16 protein-coding genes are annotated in these 16,439 nt (G+C 66.2%); 5 read left to right on the forward strand and 11 right to left on the reverse strand.

What is annotated here, in order from left to right:
- The first annotated feature begins 27 nt into the window (after positions 1-27).
- Both KNJ79_RS16620 and KNJ79_RS16625 read left to right on the forward strand, forming a co-directional pair.
- Positions 28-489 carry a GFA family protein gene (locus KNJ79_RS16620; RefSeq protein WP_089215466.1) on the forward strand — a complete coding sequence of 154 codons (462 nt, stop codon included), beginning with the start codon at positions 28-30 and terminating at the stop codon, positions 487-489.
- A gap of 210 nt (positions 490-699) precedes the next feature.
- Positions 700-951, forward strand: coding sequence for a hypothetical protein (locus tag KNJ79_RS16625; protein WP_317151911.1), 252 nt, complete (start codon positions 700-702; stop codon positions 949-951).
- Between the two features lie 225 nt (positions 952-1,176).
- Here KNJ79_RS16625 and lpdA read toward each other — a convergent pair whose 3' ends face one another.
- The 8 genes from lpdA to mdh all read right to left on the reverse strand — a co-directional run bounded on the left by lpdA (position 1,177) and on the right by mdh (position 9,818).
- Positions 1,177-2,592 carry a dihydrolipoyl dehydrogenase gene (lpdA, locus tag KNJ79_RS16630; RefSeq protein ID WP_317153937.1) on the reverse strand — a complete coding sequence of 472 codons (1,416 nt, stop codon included), beginning with the start codon at positions 2,590-2,592 and terminating at the stop codon, positions 1,177-1,179.
- A 3-nt stretch (positions 2,593-2,595) separates the two neighbouring features.
- The gene (locus KNJ79_RS16635) at positions 2,596-2,958 is read right to left on the reverse strand and encodes a gamma-glutamylcyclotransferase family protein (protein ID WP_317151912.1); all 363 of its coding nucleotides are present in this window, start codon (positions 2,956-2,958) and stop codon (positions 2,596-2,598) included.
- Positions 2,959-2,962: 4 nt separating this feature from the next.
- The gene (locus KNJ79_RS16640; protein ID WP_317151913.1) at positions 2,963-3,277 is read right to left on the reverse strand and encodes a hypothetical protein; all 315 of its coding nucleotides are present in this window, start codon (positions 3,275-3,277) and stop codon (positions 2,963-2,965) included.
- Between the two features lie 35 nt (positions 3,278-3,312).
- The gene (gene odhB, locus KNJ79_RS16645; protein ID WP_317151914.1) at positions 3,313-4,560 is read right to left on the reverse strand and encodes a 2-oxoglutarate dehydrogenase complex dihydrolipoyllysine-residue succinyltransferase; all 1,248 of its coding nucleotides are present in this window, start codon (positions 4,558-4,560) and stop codon (positions 3,313-3,315) included.
- Between the two features lie 19 nt (positions 4,561-4,579).
- Positions 4,580-7,393 carry a 2-oxoglutarate dehydrogenase E1 component gene (locus KNJ79_RS16650; RefSeq protein WP_317151915.1) on the reverse strand — a complete coding sequence of 938 codons (2,814 nt, stop codon included), beginning with the start codon at positions 7,391-7,393 and terminating at the stop codon, positions 4,580-4,582.
- Between the two features lie 51 nt (positions 7,394-7,444).
- The gene (locus KNJ79_RS16655) at positions 7,445-7,735 is read right to left on the reverse strand and encodes a GIY-YIG nuclease family protein (RefSeq protein ID WP_317151916.1); all 291 of its coding nucleotides are present in this window, start codon (positions 7,733-7,735) and stop codon (positions 7,445-7,447) included.
- Positions 7,736-7,840: 105 nt separating this feature from the next.
- Positions 7,841-8,731 (reverse strand): succinate--CoA ligase subunit alpha, encoded by an 891-nt coding sequence (gene sucD, locus KNJ79_RS16660; protein ID WP_317151917.1) that lies wholly within the window; start codon positions 8,729-8,731, stop codon positions 7,841-7,843.
- A gap of 124 nt (positions 8,732-8,855) precedes the next feature.
- Entirely contained in the window at positions 8,856-9,818 is a 963-nt protein-coding gene (gene mdh / locus KNJ79_RS16665; protein ID WP_317151918.1) for a malate dehydrogenase, read from the reverse strand.
- A 304-nt stretch (positions 9,819-10,122) separates the two neighbouring features.
- Between mdh and KNJ79_RS16670 the strand changes: the two genes are divergently transcribed.
- A complete protein-coding gene (locus tag KNJ79_RS16670) occupies positions 10,123-11,166 on the forward strand; it encodes a polysaccharide deacetylase family protein (RefSeq protein ID WP_317151919.1) in 1,044 nt (347 codons plus the stop codon).
- A gap of 228 nt (positions 11,167-11,394) precedes the next feature.
- Here KNJ79_RS16670 and zapE read toward each other — a convergent pair whose 3' ends face one another.
- The 3 genes from zapE to KNJ79_RS16685 all read right to left on the reverse strand — a co-directional run bounded on the left by zapE (position 11,395) and on the right by KNJ79_RS16685 (position 13,861).
- A complete protein-coding gene (zapE, locus tag KNJ79_RS16675) occupies positions 11,395-12,516 on the reverse strand; it encodes a cell division protein ZapE (RefSeq protein WP_317153938.1) in 1,122 nt (373 codons plus the stop codon).
- 6 nt (positions 12,517-12,522) lie between these two features.
- Positions 12,523-13,014 (reverse strand): PaaI family thioesterase, encoded by a 492-nt coding sequence (locus KNJ79_RS16680; protein ID WP_170935478.1) that lies wholly within the window; start codon positions 13,012-13,014, stop codon positions 12,523-12,525.
- 64 nt (positions 13,015-13,078) lie between these two features.
- Positions 13,079-13,861, reverse strand: a complete 783-nt coding sequence (locus KNJ79_RS16685; protein WP_317151920.1) for a succinate dehydrogenase iron-sulfur subunit — start codon at positions 13,859-13,861, stop codon at positions 13,079-13,081.
- A 228-nt stretch (positions 13,862-14,089) separates the two neighbouring features.
- On the opposite strand from KNJ79_RS16685, the gene KNJ79_RS16690 reads away from it, so the two are divergent.
- Entirely contained in the window at positions 14,090-15,646 is a 1,557-nt protein-coding gene (locus tag KNJ79_RS16690; RefSeq protein WP_317151921.1) for a lipopolysaccharide biosynthesis protein, read from the forward strand.
- Positions 15,647-15,680: 34 nt separating this feature from the next.
- On the forward strand, positions 15,681-16,382 hold the full coding sequence (locus KNJ79_RS16695) for an HAD family hydrolase (protein WP_317151922.1): 702 nt from the start codon (positions 15,681-15,683) through the stop codon (positions 16,380-16,382).
- Positions 16,383-16,439 lie beyond the last annotated feature (57 nt).

Here is a 16,439-nt window from a genome sequence, read left to right on the forward strand (position 1 = left end):
TCGGCGCACAACGGAGAGGAGCGGGCGATGGAAGGCGGATGCAGCTGCGGCGCGGTCCGCTACCGGATGACCGACGCGCCGATGATCGTTCATTGCTGCCATTGCCGTTGGTGCCAGCGCGAGACCGGCAGCGCCTTTGTTGTCAACGCGGTGATCGAAAGCGACCGGCTGGAGGTCGAAGGGACGCCCGATTATGTTCCGACCCCTTCGGAAAGCGGCAAGGGACAGGAAATCGCGCGCTGTCCGATCTGCCGCGTCGCCCTGTGGAGCCATTATGCGACGTCGGGACGGCGCTCGTCCTTCGTCCGCGTCGGAACGCTCGACGATCCGGCGCCCTTCCCGCCCGACGTCCATATTTTCACGAGCAGCAAGCAGCCGTGGGTGATCCTCCCCGACGACGTGCCGGTCTTCGCCGAATTCTATCCGTCGGCCGAAGGCGTGTGGAGCGATGCGGCCCGGATGCGCTGGCGCGCGTTGATGCAGCGCTGACCGTCGGTCGGGCCGAGGCCGTTCGGTCCGATACGAACGACCCGCCGCACGAATCGAGGCATCCGTCCCACAATGAAAGCGGAGCCGGCGGCGGGCCGGAACCATGGCGGAGGCGGGCACGTTGCGGCCCACGGCTTGCGGAAAAAGGCAAGCCCGGCGCGATCGAGGCGGTCCGGTTCCGACCTCATCGCTCAACTCACAGGAGATATCATGCGTAAGATTGCGATTATGTCCGTCATAGCGGCGAGCTTCGTCGTTTCGCCGCTGGCTGCGATGGCCCAGGAAACCCAGCCCCCGGCACCGACCGAAGAGCCGGCTCCGGCCCCCGAACCGACGACCGATCCCTCCAGCGATCCGACCACCGAGCCGGCTCCCGCGCCCACCGAAGAGCCGGCGCCGGCGCCGACCGACGATCCGGCACCCGCTCCGACGGAGGAACCGGACTCCGAACCGCAGGCCTAGAGCAAATTGCAGGAAATCTGAATCGACTCGTCTCCCCGAGCGAAGACGAGGGGCTCGTTCGAGCGGAGCGAGAACCGCAGCGTCGCCGCCTCGACTTCGCTCGGGGATATGGTGCAGATTTCCGGCACGATGCTCTAGTCTGCATTCGGCGTCCTGCCGAAAACAAAAGGGCGGCAGGGGTGACCTTGCCGCCCTTTTTCTATCGTTCCCGCCGGAGCGCCCCGATCAGATGTGGATCGGCTTGCCCGTGACCGCCATCGCGGCTTCCTTGATCGCCTCGCTGTGCGTCGGATGCGCGTGACAGGTATAGGCGATGTCCTCGCTCGTCGCGCCGAATTCCATCGCCTGCGCGGCCTGCGCGATCATCGTGCCGGCGACGCTCGCGATGCACCAGACGCCGAGCACGCGGTCGGTCTTGGCATCGGCGATCACCTTCACGAAGCCGTCGGGCTCGTGGTTGGTCTTGGCGCGGCTGTTGGCGAGCATCGGGAATTTGCCGACCTTGACCTCGCCCTTTTCCTTTGCCGCCTCCTCGGTCAGGCCGACACCGGCGATTTCGGGCATGGTATAGACGACCGACGGGATGACGTCATGGTTCACGATTCCGGTCAGCCCCGCGATATTCTCGGCGCAGGCGATGCCTTCGTCCTCGGCCTTGTGCGCGAGCATCGGCCCCGGCACGACGTCGCCGATCGCCCAGATGCCGTCGACCGCAGTGCGGAAATCATGGTCGACCTCGATCTGGCCGCGCTGGTTGGTCGCGAGACCCGCCTTGTCGAGCGCAAGGCCGTCGGTATTCGGCCGCCGCCCGATCGACACCAGCACGACATCGGCCTCGAGCATTTCCGCGTCGCCGCCCGCGGCGGGTTCGAGCGTCAGCACCGCCTTCCTGCCCTTCACCTCGGCCTTGGTCACCTTGGTCTTGAGCTTGAACTCGATACCCTGCTTTTTGAAGATCTTGTTCGCTTCCTTGCGGACGTCGCCGTCCATGCCAGGCAGAATCTGGTCGAGGAACTCGACACAGGTGACCTTGGCGCCCAGCCGGCGCCACACGCTGCCAAGCTCCAGCCCGATCACCCCGCCGCCGATCACGACCATATGCTCCGGCACCTTGGCGAGTTCGAGCGCGCCGGTCGAATCGACGATCACCTGCTTGTCGTTATCGACCTCGACTCCGGGCAGCGGGGTCACCGACGATCCGGTCGCGATGATGATATTCTTCGCGCGAACGCTCTTTTCCGTGCCATCCTGAGCCTGTCGAAGGACGACCGTGTCGGCCGAAGTGAACTTGGCATAGCCCTTCAGCCAGTCGACCTTGTTCTTCTTGAACAGAAACTCGATGCCGCCGGTCAGGCCCTTGACCGCGTCCTTGCGCTGGCCGTGCATCGTGTCGAGATCGAGCTGGGGCTTCACCTTGATCCCCATCTTCTCCATCGCGCCGTTCGCGGCGGCGTCATAATATTCGGAAGCGTGGAGCATCGCCTTCGACGGAATGCAGCCGACGTTGAGGCAGGTGCCGCCCAGCGTCTCGCGCCCTTCGGCGCACGCGGTCTTGAGCCCGAGCTGCGCCGCGCGGATCGCCGCGACATAGCCGCCGGGACCGGCGCCGATCACCAGCACGTCATAATCATAGTCAGCCATCATTCACTCCGTTTCGAGCCCCGGCGCCGCGACATAGACCCAGGCCGTGCGGCCCGATTCCAGCGTCACCCGCCTTCGCTCATAATCTTCGGCCTCATAGGCGTCGGCCGCGGCCAATTCCGTCTTCGTCAGCCAATATAGGGTGCCCGCGACGCGCTGCGAAGCCGCGGCGTCCTCGGTGAGCACCGGATAATGCGTCTCGCCGCTCCGCCGCACGACCTCGGGATCGTCGATCGCGATGCGCCCGAGGCGGAAGCCCGCGAGCGCGTCCGCCGTCCCGACCAGCTGCCGCCCGATCTGCTCGCGCTGCACGTCGGCGCGTTGCAGGCTGCCATAGGCGAACAGCGGTTCGTGCGCCGCGACCATCGGTCTAAACCTCCAGCCCCGCCTGCCGCGCGCAGCCCTGCATCACCGGCAGCGCTTCCTCGTCCGACAGCGACAGCAGCTCGCCCGGGCCATATCTGGCGACCAGTTCGTCCGCCGCGCATTGGCACACGCTTGCCGCGACATCGGCCGGCGCGCCGCCCTTGGTCGCGCTCGACTGACATGTCTTGGTGAAGGATTCGACGAACTGCGTCTTGTAGCCGTCGTCGAACGCCTTTTCGGCCTCGCCGCACCCCGTCAGCGCGGCGAGCCCGGCAAGCGGAAGCAGGGCGCGGCGCGCGGCGAACGACTGCAAGCTCATGCCCTTCTCCTTTGCGCCGACGCGCCCAGCCATCCTTAAAGGTCGATCAGCAGCCGCGTCGGATCCTCGATCGCTTCCTTGATCGTCTTCAGGAAGGTCACCGCCTCGCGGCCGTCGATCAGCCGGTGGTCATAGCTGAGCGCGAGATACATCATCGGGCGCACGACGACCTCGCCGTTCACGACGACCGGGCGGTCCTCGATGCGGTGGAGGCCGAGCACCGCCGACTGCGGCGGGTTGATGATCGGGGTCGACATCAGCGACCCGAACACCCCGCCGTTCGAGATGGTGAAGGTGCCGCCGGTCATGTCCTCCATCGTCAGCGTGCCCTCCTTGGCGCGCTTGCCGAAGTCGCCGATCGTCTTTTCGATTTCGGCGAAGGACAGGGTTTCGGCGTTGCGGATCACCGGCACGACGAGGCCCGCGGGGCCGCTGACCGCGACCGAGATGTCCATGAAATTGTTGTAGACGATCTCGTCGCCGTCGATCCGGCCGTTGACCGCCGGAATATCCTTGAGCGCGAGGCACGCGGCCTTGGTGAAGAAGCCCATGAAGCCCAGCCGCACGCCATGCTTCTTTTCGAACAGATCCTTGTAGCGGGTGCGCGCCTCGATCACCGCCGACATGTCGACGTCGTTGAACGTCGTCAGCATCGCCGCGGTGTCCTGCGCCGATTTCAGCCGCTTGGCGATCGTCTGGCGCATCCGCGTCATCTTGACGCGCTCTTCCTGGCGGCCGGGGGCGCTCGCCGGCGCGGGGGCGGCGGCGGCGGGGCTCGGCGCGGGCGATGCGTCGGGCGCCGCGTTGGCCGCGGCGAGCACATCTTCCTTGGTCAGCCGGCCATCCTTGCCGCTGCCCTTGATCTTCGTCGGGTCGAGCCCATGCTCGAGGACGAGGCGGCGCACCGCGGGCGACATGGTGGTGACGGTGTCGACGCTCTCGCCGCCGGTCGCGGCAGGCGCGGGCGCCGCTGCCTCGGCCTTCGCTTCGGCCTTGGGCGCCGGAGCCGGGGCGGCCTTGCCTCCGGCCTCCGCCGGGGCAGGCTTGCCCGCCTCGATCGTCGCGATCACCGCGCCGACATTGACCGTATCGCCGACCGCGGCGACCTGCTGCCCCATCACACCCGCGACGGGCGAGGGCACTTCGACCGCGACCTTGTCGGTTTCGAGGCTGGCGATCGGTTCATCGACCGCGACCGCCTCGCCGGGCTGCTTCAGCCATTCGCCGATCGTCGCTTCGGTGACGCTTTCGCCGAGGGTGGGAACTTTGACTTCGGTGCTCATGGGGTTCGTTCCTTGGGGATCAGGCTTTGTTCTTGGTGCGGCGGATTTCGGCGCGGACGCTGAGGCCGAGCGCGTCGGCGACGAGCGCCGCCTGCTCGGTCTGGTGGCGGCTCATCAGGCCGGTCGCGGGCGAGGCGGCGGCGTGACGGCCGGCGTAGCGCGGGCGCATACCCTTGTGCCCGGCTTCGTCCAGCGATTCCTCGATCAGCGATTCGACGAAGAACCAGGCGCCGTTGTTGCGCGGCTCTTCCTGCGCCCAGACGACCGTTTCGAGATTCGTCATCCGCTTCAGCCGCACCGCGAGCGCTTCGCCCGGGAAGGGGTAAAGCTGTTCGATCCGCACCACGCTGACATCGTCGAGGCCGGCGCTGTCGCGCGCTTCCATCAGATCATAGGCGACCTTGCCCGAACAGAGCACCAGCCGCCTGATCCTGTCGTCGGCGGGGGGCGTCATGTCGGACTTGATGCGCATGAAGTGGCTGTCGCCGAGGAACTCGTCGCGGCTGCTCACCGCGAGCTTGTGGCGCAGCAGCGACTTCGGCGTCATGATGATCAGCGGCTTGCGGAAGTCGCGGAGCATCTGGCGGCGCAGGACGTGGAAATAATTCGCCGGCGTCGTGATGTTGCACACCTGGATATTGTCGCCCGCGCACAGCTGCAGGAAGCGCTCGAGGCGCGCCGAGCTGTGCTCGGGGCCCTGCCCTTCGTAGCCGTGCGGCAGCAGCAGGACGAGGCCGTTGGCGCGCAGCCACTTCGCTTCGCCCGATGCGATGAACTGGTCGATCATGATCTGCGCGCCATTGGCGAAGTCGCCGAACTGCGCTTCCCAGAGCACGAGGCTCTTCGGATCGGCCATCGCATAGCCATATTCGAAACCGAGCACGCCATATTCGCTAAGCGGGCTGTCGAGCACTTCGAAGCGGCCGTGCGGCAGCGTCTTCAGCGGCACATATTTCGCCTCGGTCGTCTGGTCGACCCATACCGCATGGCGCTGGCTGAAGGTGCCGCGGCCCGAATCCTGACCCGACAGGCGCACCTGATAACCTTCGCTGAGCAGGGTGCCGAAGGCGAGCGCCTCGCCGGTCGCCCAGTCGAAGCCCTCGCCCGACCGGAACATTTCGGCGCGCCCGTCGATCACCCGGCGCAGCGTCTTGTGGACATCGACATCGTCGGGGATCGTCGTGATCGCGCGGCCGACCGCATCGAACAGCTTGCTTGTCACCCCGCTATCGACGTTGCGGCGCGTATTGCCTTCGTCCTTCGGCGCATAGAGCCCCGACCAGCGGCCCGCGAACCAGTCGGCCTTGTTCGCCTTGTAGCTCGCGCCAAGCTCGAACTCTTCTTCGAGGTGCGCGACGAATTCGCGGCGGTGCGTCGCGACATAATCGCCGTCGATCACGCCCTCATCGACCAGCCGCGCGCCGAACAGCTCGCTGACCGGCGGATGCTTGCGGATCGTCTTGTACATCAGCGGCTGGGTGAAGCCCGGCTCGTCGCCCTCATTGTGGCCGAAGCGGCGATAGCACCACATGTCGATGACGATGTCGCGCTTGAACTGCTGGCGGAAGTCGATCGCGAGCTTGCACGCAAAGGTCACCGCCTCGGGATCGTCGCCGTTGACGTGCAGGATCGGCGCCTGGACGCCCTTCGCGACGTCCGACGGATAGGGGGACGATCTGGCAAATTGCGGGCTCGTCGTAAAACCGATCTGGTTATTGACGATGAAGTGGATGCAACCGCCGGTATTATAGCCGGGAACGCCCGAGAAGCCGAGACACTCCCACACAATCCCCTGCCCCGCAAAGGCCGCGTCGCCGTGAATGAGCACCGGCAGCACCTGCTCATGCTTTTCGAGGTCGTCGCGATGCACCTGCTGCGCGCGCACCTTGCCGAGCACGACCGGATCGACCGCTTCGAGGTGCGAGGGGTTGGGGACGAGCGACATATGGACGCTGATCCCGTCGAATTCGCGGTCGGTCGAGGTGCCGAGATGATATTTGACGTCGCCCGACCCGCCGACGTCGTCGGGGTTCGCGCTGCCGCCCTGAAATTCGTGGAAGATCACGCGATAGGGCTTCGCCATCACATTGGCGAGCATGTTCAGGCGCCCGCGATGCGCCATGCCATAGACGATCTCGCGCACGCCGAGCGCGCCGCCATATTTGATGATGCTTTCGAGCGCGGGGATCATCGCCTCGCCGCCGTCGAGCCCGAAGCGCTTGGTCCCGACATATTTCTTGGCGAGGAATTTCTCCCATTCCTCGGCCTCGATCACCTTCTTGAGGATCGCCTGCTTGCCCTCGCGGGTGAATTCGACGCGCTTGTCGGCGCCCTCCATCCGCTCCTGCAGGAAGCGCCGCTCCTCGACGTCGGCGATGTGCATATATTCGAGGCCGACGTGGCCGCAATAATTGGCCTGCAGGATCGAAACGATCTCGCGCACCGTCGCCTTTTCCAGCCCCAGCGCGCCGCCGATGAACACCGGGCGGTCCTGATCGGCGCCGACGAAGCCGTGATATTCGGGGGTGAGATCGGCCGGAAGCTCGCGCGTCGACAGATTGAGCGGATCGAGATTGGCGGCAAGATGCCCGCGCACGCGATAGGTGCGGATCAGCATCATCGCGCGGATCGAATCGTCGGCGGCGCGCTCGACCTCGGCGTTCGAGAGCGGCGCGCCCGCCTTTGCCGCCGCGGCCTTCACCGCGACCTGCATCTGCTGCGGGTCGAGCGCGGCGGTCCAGTCGTCGCTGTCGACGGGCGGCCAGTTCTTCGGCGCCCAGCTCGGCCCCGCCTGCGGCTCGTCGATATCAAAGCTCTGTCGTTCGAGGTTCATGTCTCTAAACCCTTCGTGCCCCTGCGAAGGCAGGGGCCCATCTCCTGGGGACTAAACAAGCGTCTCGAATAGATCGGCCCAATCGGGATTTCGTTCCTCGATTCGCTTGATCTTCCAAGCCCGCTTCCATTTCTTCATTCGCGCTTCAAACTGCCGGGCGTCATATATGCTCTCGAACACCTCGAACCAAACCAGCAATTTGCAGCCATAATCCTTTGTAAAACCTTCGATCATGCCTTCGCGATGTTGCCATGCCCGTTGGGGCAGATCGCTCGTCGCGCCGATATAGATGGTACCGTTTTTCTGGCTCGCCATGATGTAAACATAGCCGGGTCGAACCATCTTCAGCCTCGCTTTCCGTGTGTCCCCGCGAAGGCGGGGACCCATTCGACGTGCCATGGGTCCCCGCCTTCGCGGGGACACACGAATTGGCAGACCGCTCCAAAATCAAACGCGTTCCTTCAAAACCTCCGCCAGCGTCGTCCCCAACTCCGACGGCGACGCCGACACGGTGATGCCCGCGGCTTCCATCGCGGCGATCTTGCTTTCGGCGTCGCCCTTGCCGCCCGACACGATGGCGCCGGCGTGGCCCATGCGGCGGCCCGGAGGTGCGGTGCGGCCCGCGATGAAGCCGACCATCGGCTTTTTGCGGCCGCGCCTGGCTTCGTCGATCAGGAACTGCGCCGCCTGTTCCTCGGCGTCGCCGCCGATTTCGCCGATCATGATGATGCTCTTCGTCGCCTCGTCGGCGAGGAAGAGTTCGAGCACGTCGATGAAGTTGGTGCCGTTGACCGGGTCGCCGCCGATGCCGACCGCGGTGGTCTGGCCGAGCCCGGCATTGGTGGTCTGGAACACCGCCTCATAGGTCAGCGTGCCCGAGCGCGAGACGACGCCGACGCTGCCCTTCTTGAAGATGCTGCCCGGCATGATACCGATCTTGCATTCGTCGGGGGTCAGCACGCCGGGGCAGTTCGGGCCAATGAGGCGCGACTTGGAGCCCGACAGCGCGCGCTTCACCTTGACCATGTCGAGCACCGGAATACCCTCGGTGATGCAGACGATCAGCTCCATCTCGGCGTCGATCGCCTCGAGGATCGAATCGGCCGCGAACGGCGGCGGGACATAGATGCAGCTTGCGGTCGCGCCGGTCGCCGCCTTGGCCTCGGCGACGGTGTCGAACATCGGCAGCCCGATGTGCGTCGTGCCGCCCTTGCCCGGCGTCACGCCGCCGACCATCTGCGTGCCATAGGCGAGCGCCTGTTCGGTGTGGAAGGTGCCGGTGGCACCGGTCATCCCTTGCGTGATGACCTTGGTATTCTTGTCGATGAGGATGCTCATGATCTCGTTCCGTTTCTCGTGCCCCTGCGAAGGCAGGGGCCCATCTCCAGACATTTTGCTCACCCGCCGCCCGCTCTGTCGAGCGCAGGTGATGGGCCCCTGCCTTCGCAGGGGCACAAGCTAGTTACGCGAGGCTGGAATCCAGATTCTTGCACGCCTCCAGCAGTTCCTTGACCGCATCGACCGAGACCTGCAGGCCCGCCTTATCTTCGTCGTCGAGTTCGATCTCGACGATCTTCTCGACGCCGCCCGCGCCGATCATCACCGGCACGCCGACATAGAGGCCGTCGACGCCATATTGGCCGTCGACATAGGCGGCGCAGGGCAGGATGCGCTTCTGGTCGCCCAGATAGGCTTCGGCCATCGCGATGCCGCTTGCGGCCGGGGCATAGAAGGCCGAACCGGTGCCGAGCAGCGCGACGATCTCGCCGCCGCCGCCGCGCGTGCGCTTGACGATCGCGTCGATCTTGTCCTGCGACGACAGGCCCATCTTGACGAGGTCGGGAACGGGGATGCCGTTGACGGTCGAATAGCGGACCACCGGCACCATCGTGTCGCCGTGACCGCCGAGGACGAAGGTGTTCACATCCTTCACCGAGACGTCGAATTCGGCGGCGATGAAGTGGCTGAAGCGCGCCGAGTCGAGCACGCCGGCCATGCCGACGACCTTGTTATGCGGCAGGCCCGAGAATTCGCGCAGCGCCCACACCATGGCATCGAGCGGATTGGTGATGCAGATGACAAAGGCGTCGGGGGCGTTGGCCTTGATGCCCTCGCCCACGGCCTTCATGACCTTCAGGTTGATGCCGAGCAGGTCGTCGCGGCTCATGCCCGGCTTGCGGGCGACACCGGCGGTGACGATGATGACGTCGGCGCCCGCGATGTCCTTGTAATCGTTCGAGCCGGTGATCTTTGCGTCGAAGCCCGCGATCGGGCCGACCTGCGACAGGTCGAGCGCCTTGCCCTGCGGCACGCCTTCGACCACGTCGAACAGCACGACGTCGCCGAGTTCCTTTTGCGCGGCGAGCAGCGCCAGCGTTCCGCCGATATTCCCGGCGCCGATCAGCGCGATCTTCTTACGTCCCATGGTGCGCGGCACTCCCTTCGTGGCAAGCCCGGCAATTAGGTCACAGACCGGCGGGGGCACGGGCCAAAGCCTCTTGCCGGTCCCAAGGATGGCGACGCCCCTACGCCGATTCCCTTAAGGAAACAACCGCGAAAAGGACGAAATTCCGGCTTTCTTTGCAAATAGTTCGCAATATCCTTTACTCACGGAGCCGGCCGATCCGGGTCGCGCCGCCGCTTCCGCCGTCGCCGGCCGAGCGATGCGCTTCCGAACCTTGGGCGTGGCTTAACCGTCCCTTATCCTGCCCTTGCTACGCGTGCGCGACATGACGCGGGCGATCATCAGCTTTGACACCGAATTGTCGGCTGCCCTTTTTCAGCAGGGCGCCGATGCGCGTGCCAATTTCGAAAGCTCGGTGCTCGGCCGCTGCCGCGACGGCGATTTCGGGATCGAATATCAGATGGACGTGCTCGAGGCGCACGGGATCAAGGGCGTTTTCTTCGTCGATCCGATGCCCGCGCTCGTCTATGGCCCCAAGATCATCGAGGCGATCGTCCGCCCGATCGTGTCGCGCGGGCACGAGGTTCAGCTGCACATCCATACCGAATGGCTGAAGTTCGCGCGCTTCAATCCGGTCGGCAAGCAGACCGGCCGCAACATCGCCGACTTTGCCCTGCCCGCGCAGAAGAAGCTGATCGGGCTCGCACGCGACATATTGGTGAGCGCGGGCGCGCCCGATCCGATCGCCTTTCGCGCGGGAAATTTCGGCGCGAACGACGATACGCTCGCCGCGCTCGCCGCGCTCGGCTTTCGCTACGACAGCAGCTTCAATGCCGCCTATCTGGGCCGCGAGTGCAGGATCGGGCTCGATGCCGACAATCTCGGTATGCGCTTTCACCACGGTGTGTGCGAAGTACCGGTGAGCGGGCTGATGGACCGTCCCGGCAGCTTTCGCCCCGCGCAGCTTTGCGCGATGTCGAAGGAGGAAATGCGCGACGCGCTGGATCATGCGGCGGCGAGCGGCGCGATCCAGTTTTCGGCGTTCAGCCACAGTTTCGAATTGATGAGCCGCGACCGCGCGGTGGTCAACCGGCTCGCGGTCGCGCGGCTCAAGGCGCTGTGCCGCGCGGTCGCCGACGATCCGCGCGTGTCGAGCGGCGGCTTTGCGGGACTGCCGCTGCCGCCCGCCCAGCCCGGCCGCATCGAAGCCGCCGCCCCGCGCCCGGTGCGCACCTGGAAACGTATCGCCGAACAGGCGATCGGCCACCTCGCGCACGAGGTGCGCTATGTCCGCAGCCTCACCTATGTCGCGGCGAACTCATCGCGCTGGGGCAAGGTCGTCGGCGGCATCATCCTGGCCATGGCCTAGGCCACGGACCCGGCGACAGCACCCGCGAGGCGTCGAAATGGCGAAGATATCGCCTTCGCGCGGCCACAGGGGATAGTGGCTCTATCCGCAAGGCCGCGCGGAGACGAGATCGAAGCCATTTCGGCGTCCCTTCGGGATTTGACCGATTTTGCCCATGGCTTCGTCGGGAAGTCTTGAAATATTGACATATTCCTGCGGCTTCCCTCCTCGCCACTGAGCAAAATCGCTTCAAACCTCGCGGGTGCTGTCGCCGGGCCCGTGGCCTAGCGCGAGATACGCATCGGACTGCATCTCGGCGAGGCGGCTTGCCGTGCGTTCGAATTCGAACGCGCCGTCGCCCGCGACATAGAGCTGGTCGGGCTCGGCCGCGGCACTCGCGAGCAGCTTGACCTTATATTCGTAGAGCGCGTCGATCAGCGTGACGAAGCGCGCCGCCTCGTTGCGGTTCTCCGGCCCCATACGCGGAATGCCGACGACGATCACGCTGTGAAAATGGCGCGCGACGGCGAGATAGTCCGCCGCCCCCCGCGCCTCGCCGCACAGCCGCTTGAACGAAAAGACCGCGACGCCCTTCAGCGCCTTGGGAACATGGAGCACGCGCCCGCCGCCGACGTCGAGGTCGAGCGAGGGGACATGCGCGCGGTCCTCGGGCGGATAGTCGGTGAGGCGGAAGAAGGCGGCCGACAGCGCCTCGGTCGCCGCGGCGTCGGCGGGCACGAACCAGCGCCTGCCGTCGCCGAGCCGGTGGCGGCGATAGTCGGTGGGGCCGTTGAGGCTCATCACGTCGAGCCGTTCCTCGATCAACGCGATGAAGGGCAGGAAATGCTCGCGGTTGAGCCCGTCCTTGTAGAGATCGGCGGGCGGACGGTTCGAGGTCGCGATGACGGTCACGCCATGCTCGATCAACGCGGTGAACAGGCGCGACAGGATCATCGCGTCGGCGCTGTTGTTCACGACCATTTCGTCGAAGGCGAGGCAGCGGACATTGTCGGTGAGCATCGCCGCGACCTGCGGGATCGGGTCGCCGCTCTCGGTCTTGCGGACCTCGCGCATTTGCGCGTGGACCTGTTGCATGAAGGCGTGGAAATGGACGCGCCGCTTCCGCTGGATCGCGAGGCGATCGTAGAAGAGATCCATCAGCATCGACTTGCCGCGCCCGACCGCGCCCCACAGATAGACGCCGCGCGGCGACGGCGGCTTGCGGCGGGCGATACGCCAGAGCAGGCTGCCGCGCGGCGGCGCGGCTTCGAGCTCCTGCTGCAACAGGGCGAGCCGTTCGGCCGCCGCGCGCTGCTCGGGGTCGGGCTTCAGCTCGCCCGCGGCGACCAGCGCGTCATAGGTCGCGAGCAGCGGCACTCAGCGTTTGCTCGCCTTGCGGATGGTGCCGGCGAAGCTCAGCACGATATGCTCGTCCCCGGCGCCCTGGACGACGAGCCCGCGCAGGAAGATCAGCCGGCCGGTCTCGCGCACCAGCTCGACGACCGCGTCCATCGGCTCGCCGGTCCGCCCGGCGCCGACGAACTGCGTCGACAGATCGAGCGTCACCGAATGGCCGGCGTCGAGCGCACCGAACTGGTGCGAGGCGGCAAAGAGCGCGATGTCGACGAGTGCGAGCGTCACCGCGCCATGGACATTGTCGCCGAGGTTGCTGTGCTTGCGCTGCGGCAACATGCGCACGCGCGCGCACGGGCGGCCGTCGGGCGTCGGCGCCTCGACGCGCACCGACAAGGGCTCGATGAAGCTGTTGAAGCGGCTCGGGTCCTTGAGATTCCAGCTGACCCAGCCGTCGCCGACCTCTTCGGCGCTGAAATTGTCGCGCCGCTTCGGCTCCTCGATGCTGTCGTTCATTGTCGATCGTCCGCGAAGGCGGAGCGGCACCGGCCCGCTCCCCCATCCCTGGCGTCAGCCGCCATCAAACCTGCCGCTCGGCTTCCAGCTTCTTGATCTCGGCGATCGCGCGCGCAGGGTTCAGGCCCTTGGGACACGCATTGGCACAGTTCATGATCGTGTGGCAGCGATAGAGGCGGAACGGGTCCTCGAGCTCGTCGAGGCGTTCGCCGGTCAGCTCGTCGCGGCTGTCGGCGAGCCAGCGATAGGCCTGGAGCAGGATCGCCGGGCCGAGGAACTTGTCGCTGTTCCACCAATAGCTCGGGCAGCTCGTCGAACAGCAGGCGCAGAGAATGCATTCGTAGAGACCGTCGAGCTTCTCGCGCTCCTCGGGCGATTGCAGCCGCTCCTTGCCGCTCGGCGTCGTCGTCTTGGTCTTGAGCCAGGGCTCGATCGACGCATATTGCGCATAGAAATGGGTGAAGTCGGGGACGAGATCCTTGATCACTTCCATGTGCGGCAGCGGGGTGATCTGGATGTCGCCCTTCAGATCCTCGATCGCGGTGGTGCAGGCCAGGCCGTTCTTGCCATTCATGTTCATCGAACAGCTGCCGCAAATGCCCTCGCGGCACGAGCGGCGGAAGGTGAGCGTCGAATCCTGCTCGCTCTTCATCTTGATGAGCGCGTCGAGCACCATCGGCCCGCATGTGTCGAGGTCGATCTCGAAGGTGTCGAAATGCGGATTTTCGCCGCTGTCGGGATTATAGCGATAGACCTTGAACTTTTTGACGTTGGTCGCGCCCTCGGCGGTGTGAACCGTGCCGTTCTTCTTCACGCGGCTGTTCCTGGGCAGGCGAAATTCGGCCATATCGCGGGCTCCCTTGTGCAATCGCGCCGACGCCTAGACCCGATGAACCGCGACGGCAAGGGGGTGATGTCCCCATCGAATCTCTTTGGCCCTATCCCTTTCGTGTGTCCCCGCGAAGGCGGGGACCCATCTCTCTCCGGCTCTATTTTGCGCCGTCGGGTGATGGGCACCCGCCTCCGCGGGTGCACACAGCTTTTTTTTGCGGCGAATGATGCTACTTGCGCAGCGATGAGCGAAGAGCCCGCCCCAGTGCCAGCCGTCACCAGTCGCCATGTTGCGAAGGGGCTTGGCACGACCGTGCTCGCGCGGCTCGGCGCGGTAGTCGAGATCGTCGCGCAGCCGCTCTATGTCGCGATGTTCGGGCTCGCGGGCTATGGCCTCTATGCGGTGCTCTGGGCGGCGATCAACCTGATCGAAAATATCTTCGACCTCGGCATGACGAGCGCGATGCAGCGCACCGTGCCGCAATCGGCGGGCGATGCCGAAGCCGCAGCCGCACTGCGCACCGCGATGCTGTTCGGCGTCGGCCCGTGCCTGGTCGTCGCCGGCGGGATCGCACTGTTCGCCGCCGACCTCGCCCCCTTCCTCAACGTCGCGACGCGCGACCGGCCGCTCGTCGTGCCTGCGATCCAGCTCTTCGTCTGGGCGCTCCCCCTCTGGGCGTTCGTCGAGATTGCGACGTCGGCGATGCGCGCGCGCATGGTGTTCGGCGCCGAGATCCGCCTGCGGATCGTCTGGGAACAGATTTTGCGGCTCGTCTTTGCGGGCCTGTTCTTCGCGGGCGGGCTCGGGCTCAAGGGGCTGTTCATCGCGCACATCTGCTCGCTGGCGGTGACCGCCTTCCTCTGCGTCCGGCTGCTCGCGCGCTATTACAGCTTCGCCGAGCTGCGCCGCGCGCCGCGCGGCAGCGCGACCGCGAAGAACACCTTCTGGGCGGGACTTTCGATCCTGCCCTCGAACGTCATCGCCCGCCTGTTCGGCGATGCGCCGGCGCTGATCCTCAACCTGTTGATCCCCGGCGCGGGCGGCGCCGCGGCGGCGGGCCTGTTCACCATCGCCCGCAAGCTGTCGAGCGTCGTCCAGCTCGTCCGCATCGCCTTCGTCTATGTCCTCGCGCCGCTCGCGGCGAGCGCCGAGCGCGCCGACCGCGCACAGGTCGCCGCCATCTATGCCTATGCGACGCGCCTGATTTCAGCCGTCGCGCTGCCGCTGGCGGCGGTGCTGGCGGCGGGCAGCTCGTCGCTGCTCGGGCTGTTCGGCGCTGAGGCGCATGTCGCGCAGGGCGCGGTCATCATCCTGTTCCTCGCCCGCGCGGCAGAGGCGGTTCTCGGCATTTCGCAGCCCATCCTGCAAGTCGTGGCGGCCTTTCGCCACCAGCTCACCGCCAGCATCGCCGGTGTCCTTGTCGCCATCGGGGCGGGTTCGCTGATCGTCGGTCATATGGACGCGCTGACCGGGGTTACGCTGGGCATGGCGGCCGGCCTGATCGTGATGGCGGGCATTCCGATGCTCCAGCTCGCCCTGACCGAGAAGCTGCATCCCTTCGACGGGCAATTTCTGTCGGTAGCGTTGCGCGGCGGGCTGGTTGCGCTGGTGGCGGGCCTGTTGGCCTTTGTGGCAAGACGGCTGCCCGACGCCGCGGCGTTGCCGTTGATCATCCTGCTGGCCATGGCCGCCATCTGGCTGTCGGTGCGGTTCGCCTTGCCCGACGCCGACCGCGCCTCACTCGGCAGCGTCGGGCGACGGCTGCGCCTCCAAGGCGGAACCCTATCGGAAGCGTCATGACTCCAACGAATCCCGCCAAAAGGACCCGATCCGCGTGACAGACCCCACAGCGACGCGCGTCGCCATCTATGACCTCGACCGCACCCTGCTGCGCCGGCCGACCTTCACCCTGTTCCTGATCTGGGCGGCCTGGCACGAAGCCCCCTGGCGCCTGCTGCTGCTGCCCGGCCTCGCAGCGCTGGGTCTCGGCCATGCGCTGCGGCTTTATGGGCGCGATCGTTTCAAGCCCGCCGCCATTCGATTGATGCTGGGGCCGCGCCTGACCCCGGACCGCGCCGCAAAGCTGGCGGAACGCTTTGCAGGCTGGCGCGTCCCCGCCGATGTTCCGCCGGGCGCCAGCGCCGCCGTGGCGCGCGATCGCGCCGAGGGGTTTCGCCTGCTGATGGCGACCGCCGCGCCTGAATTCTATGCTCATGCGATCGCCGAAGCGCTGGGATTCGACGCCGTCGTCGCCACCCGCCACCAGCGCGATGCCGCGGGCAACTGGCTGCCCGCGCTCGACGGGGGCAATTGCTATGGCGCGGAAAAGGCCCGGCGCGTGACCGAATGGCTCGATGCCAACGTCCCCGGCGGCGCCCGCCGCATCCGCTTCTATTCGGATCATGTCAGCGATGCCCCGACCTTTGCGCTCGCCCACGAAGCCTGGTTGATCGGGCGGGGCAAAGGGCCGGCCGCGCACGCGGCGCGGCACGGCTGGCGGACGGCGGATTTCGAAACCGATACCGCGGCCTGCTAACTTCGATTGCGCCCTTGTCGCAGCTCCATATTCCCGGCTAATTCCGCGCCTCCCGGA

This window comes from Sphingopyxis indica, assembly GCF_032879645.1.
Lineage (GTDB): Bacteria > Pseudomonadota > Alphaproteobacteria > Sphingomonadales > Sphingomonadaceae > Sphingopyxis > Sphingopyxis indica.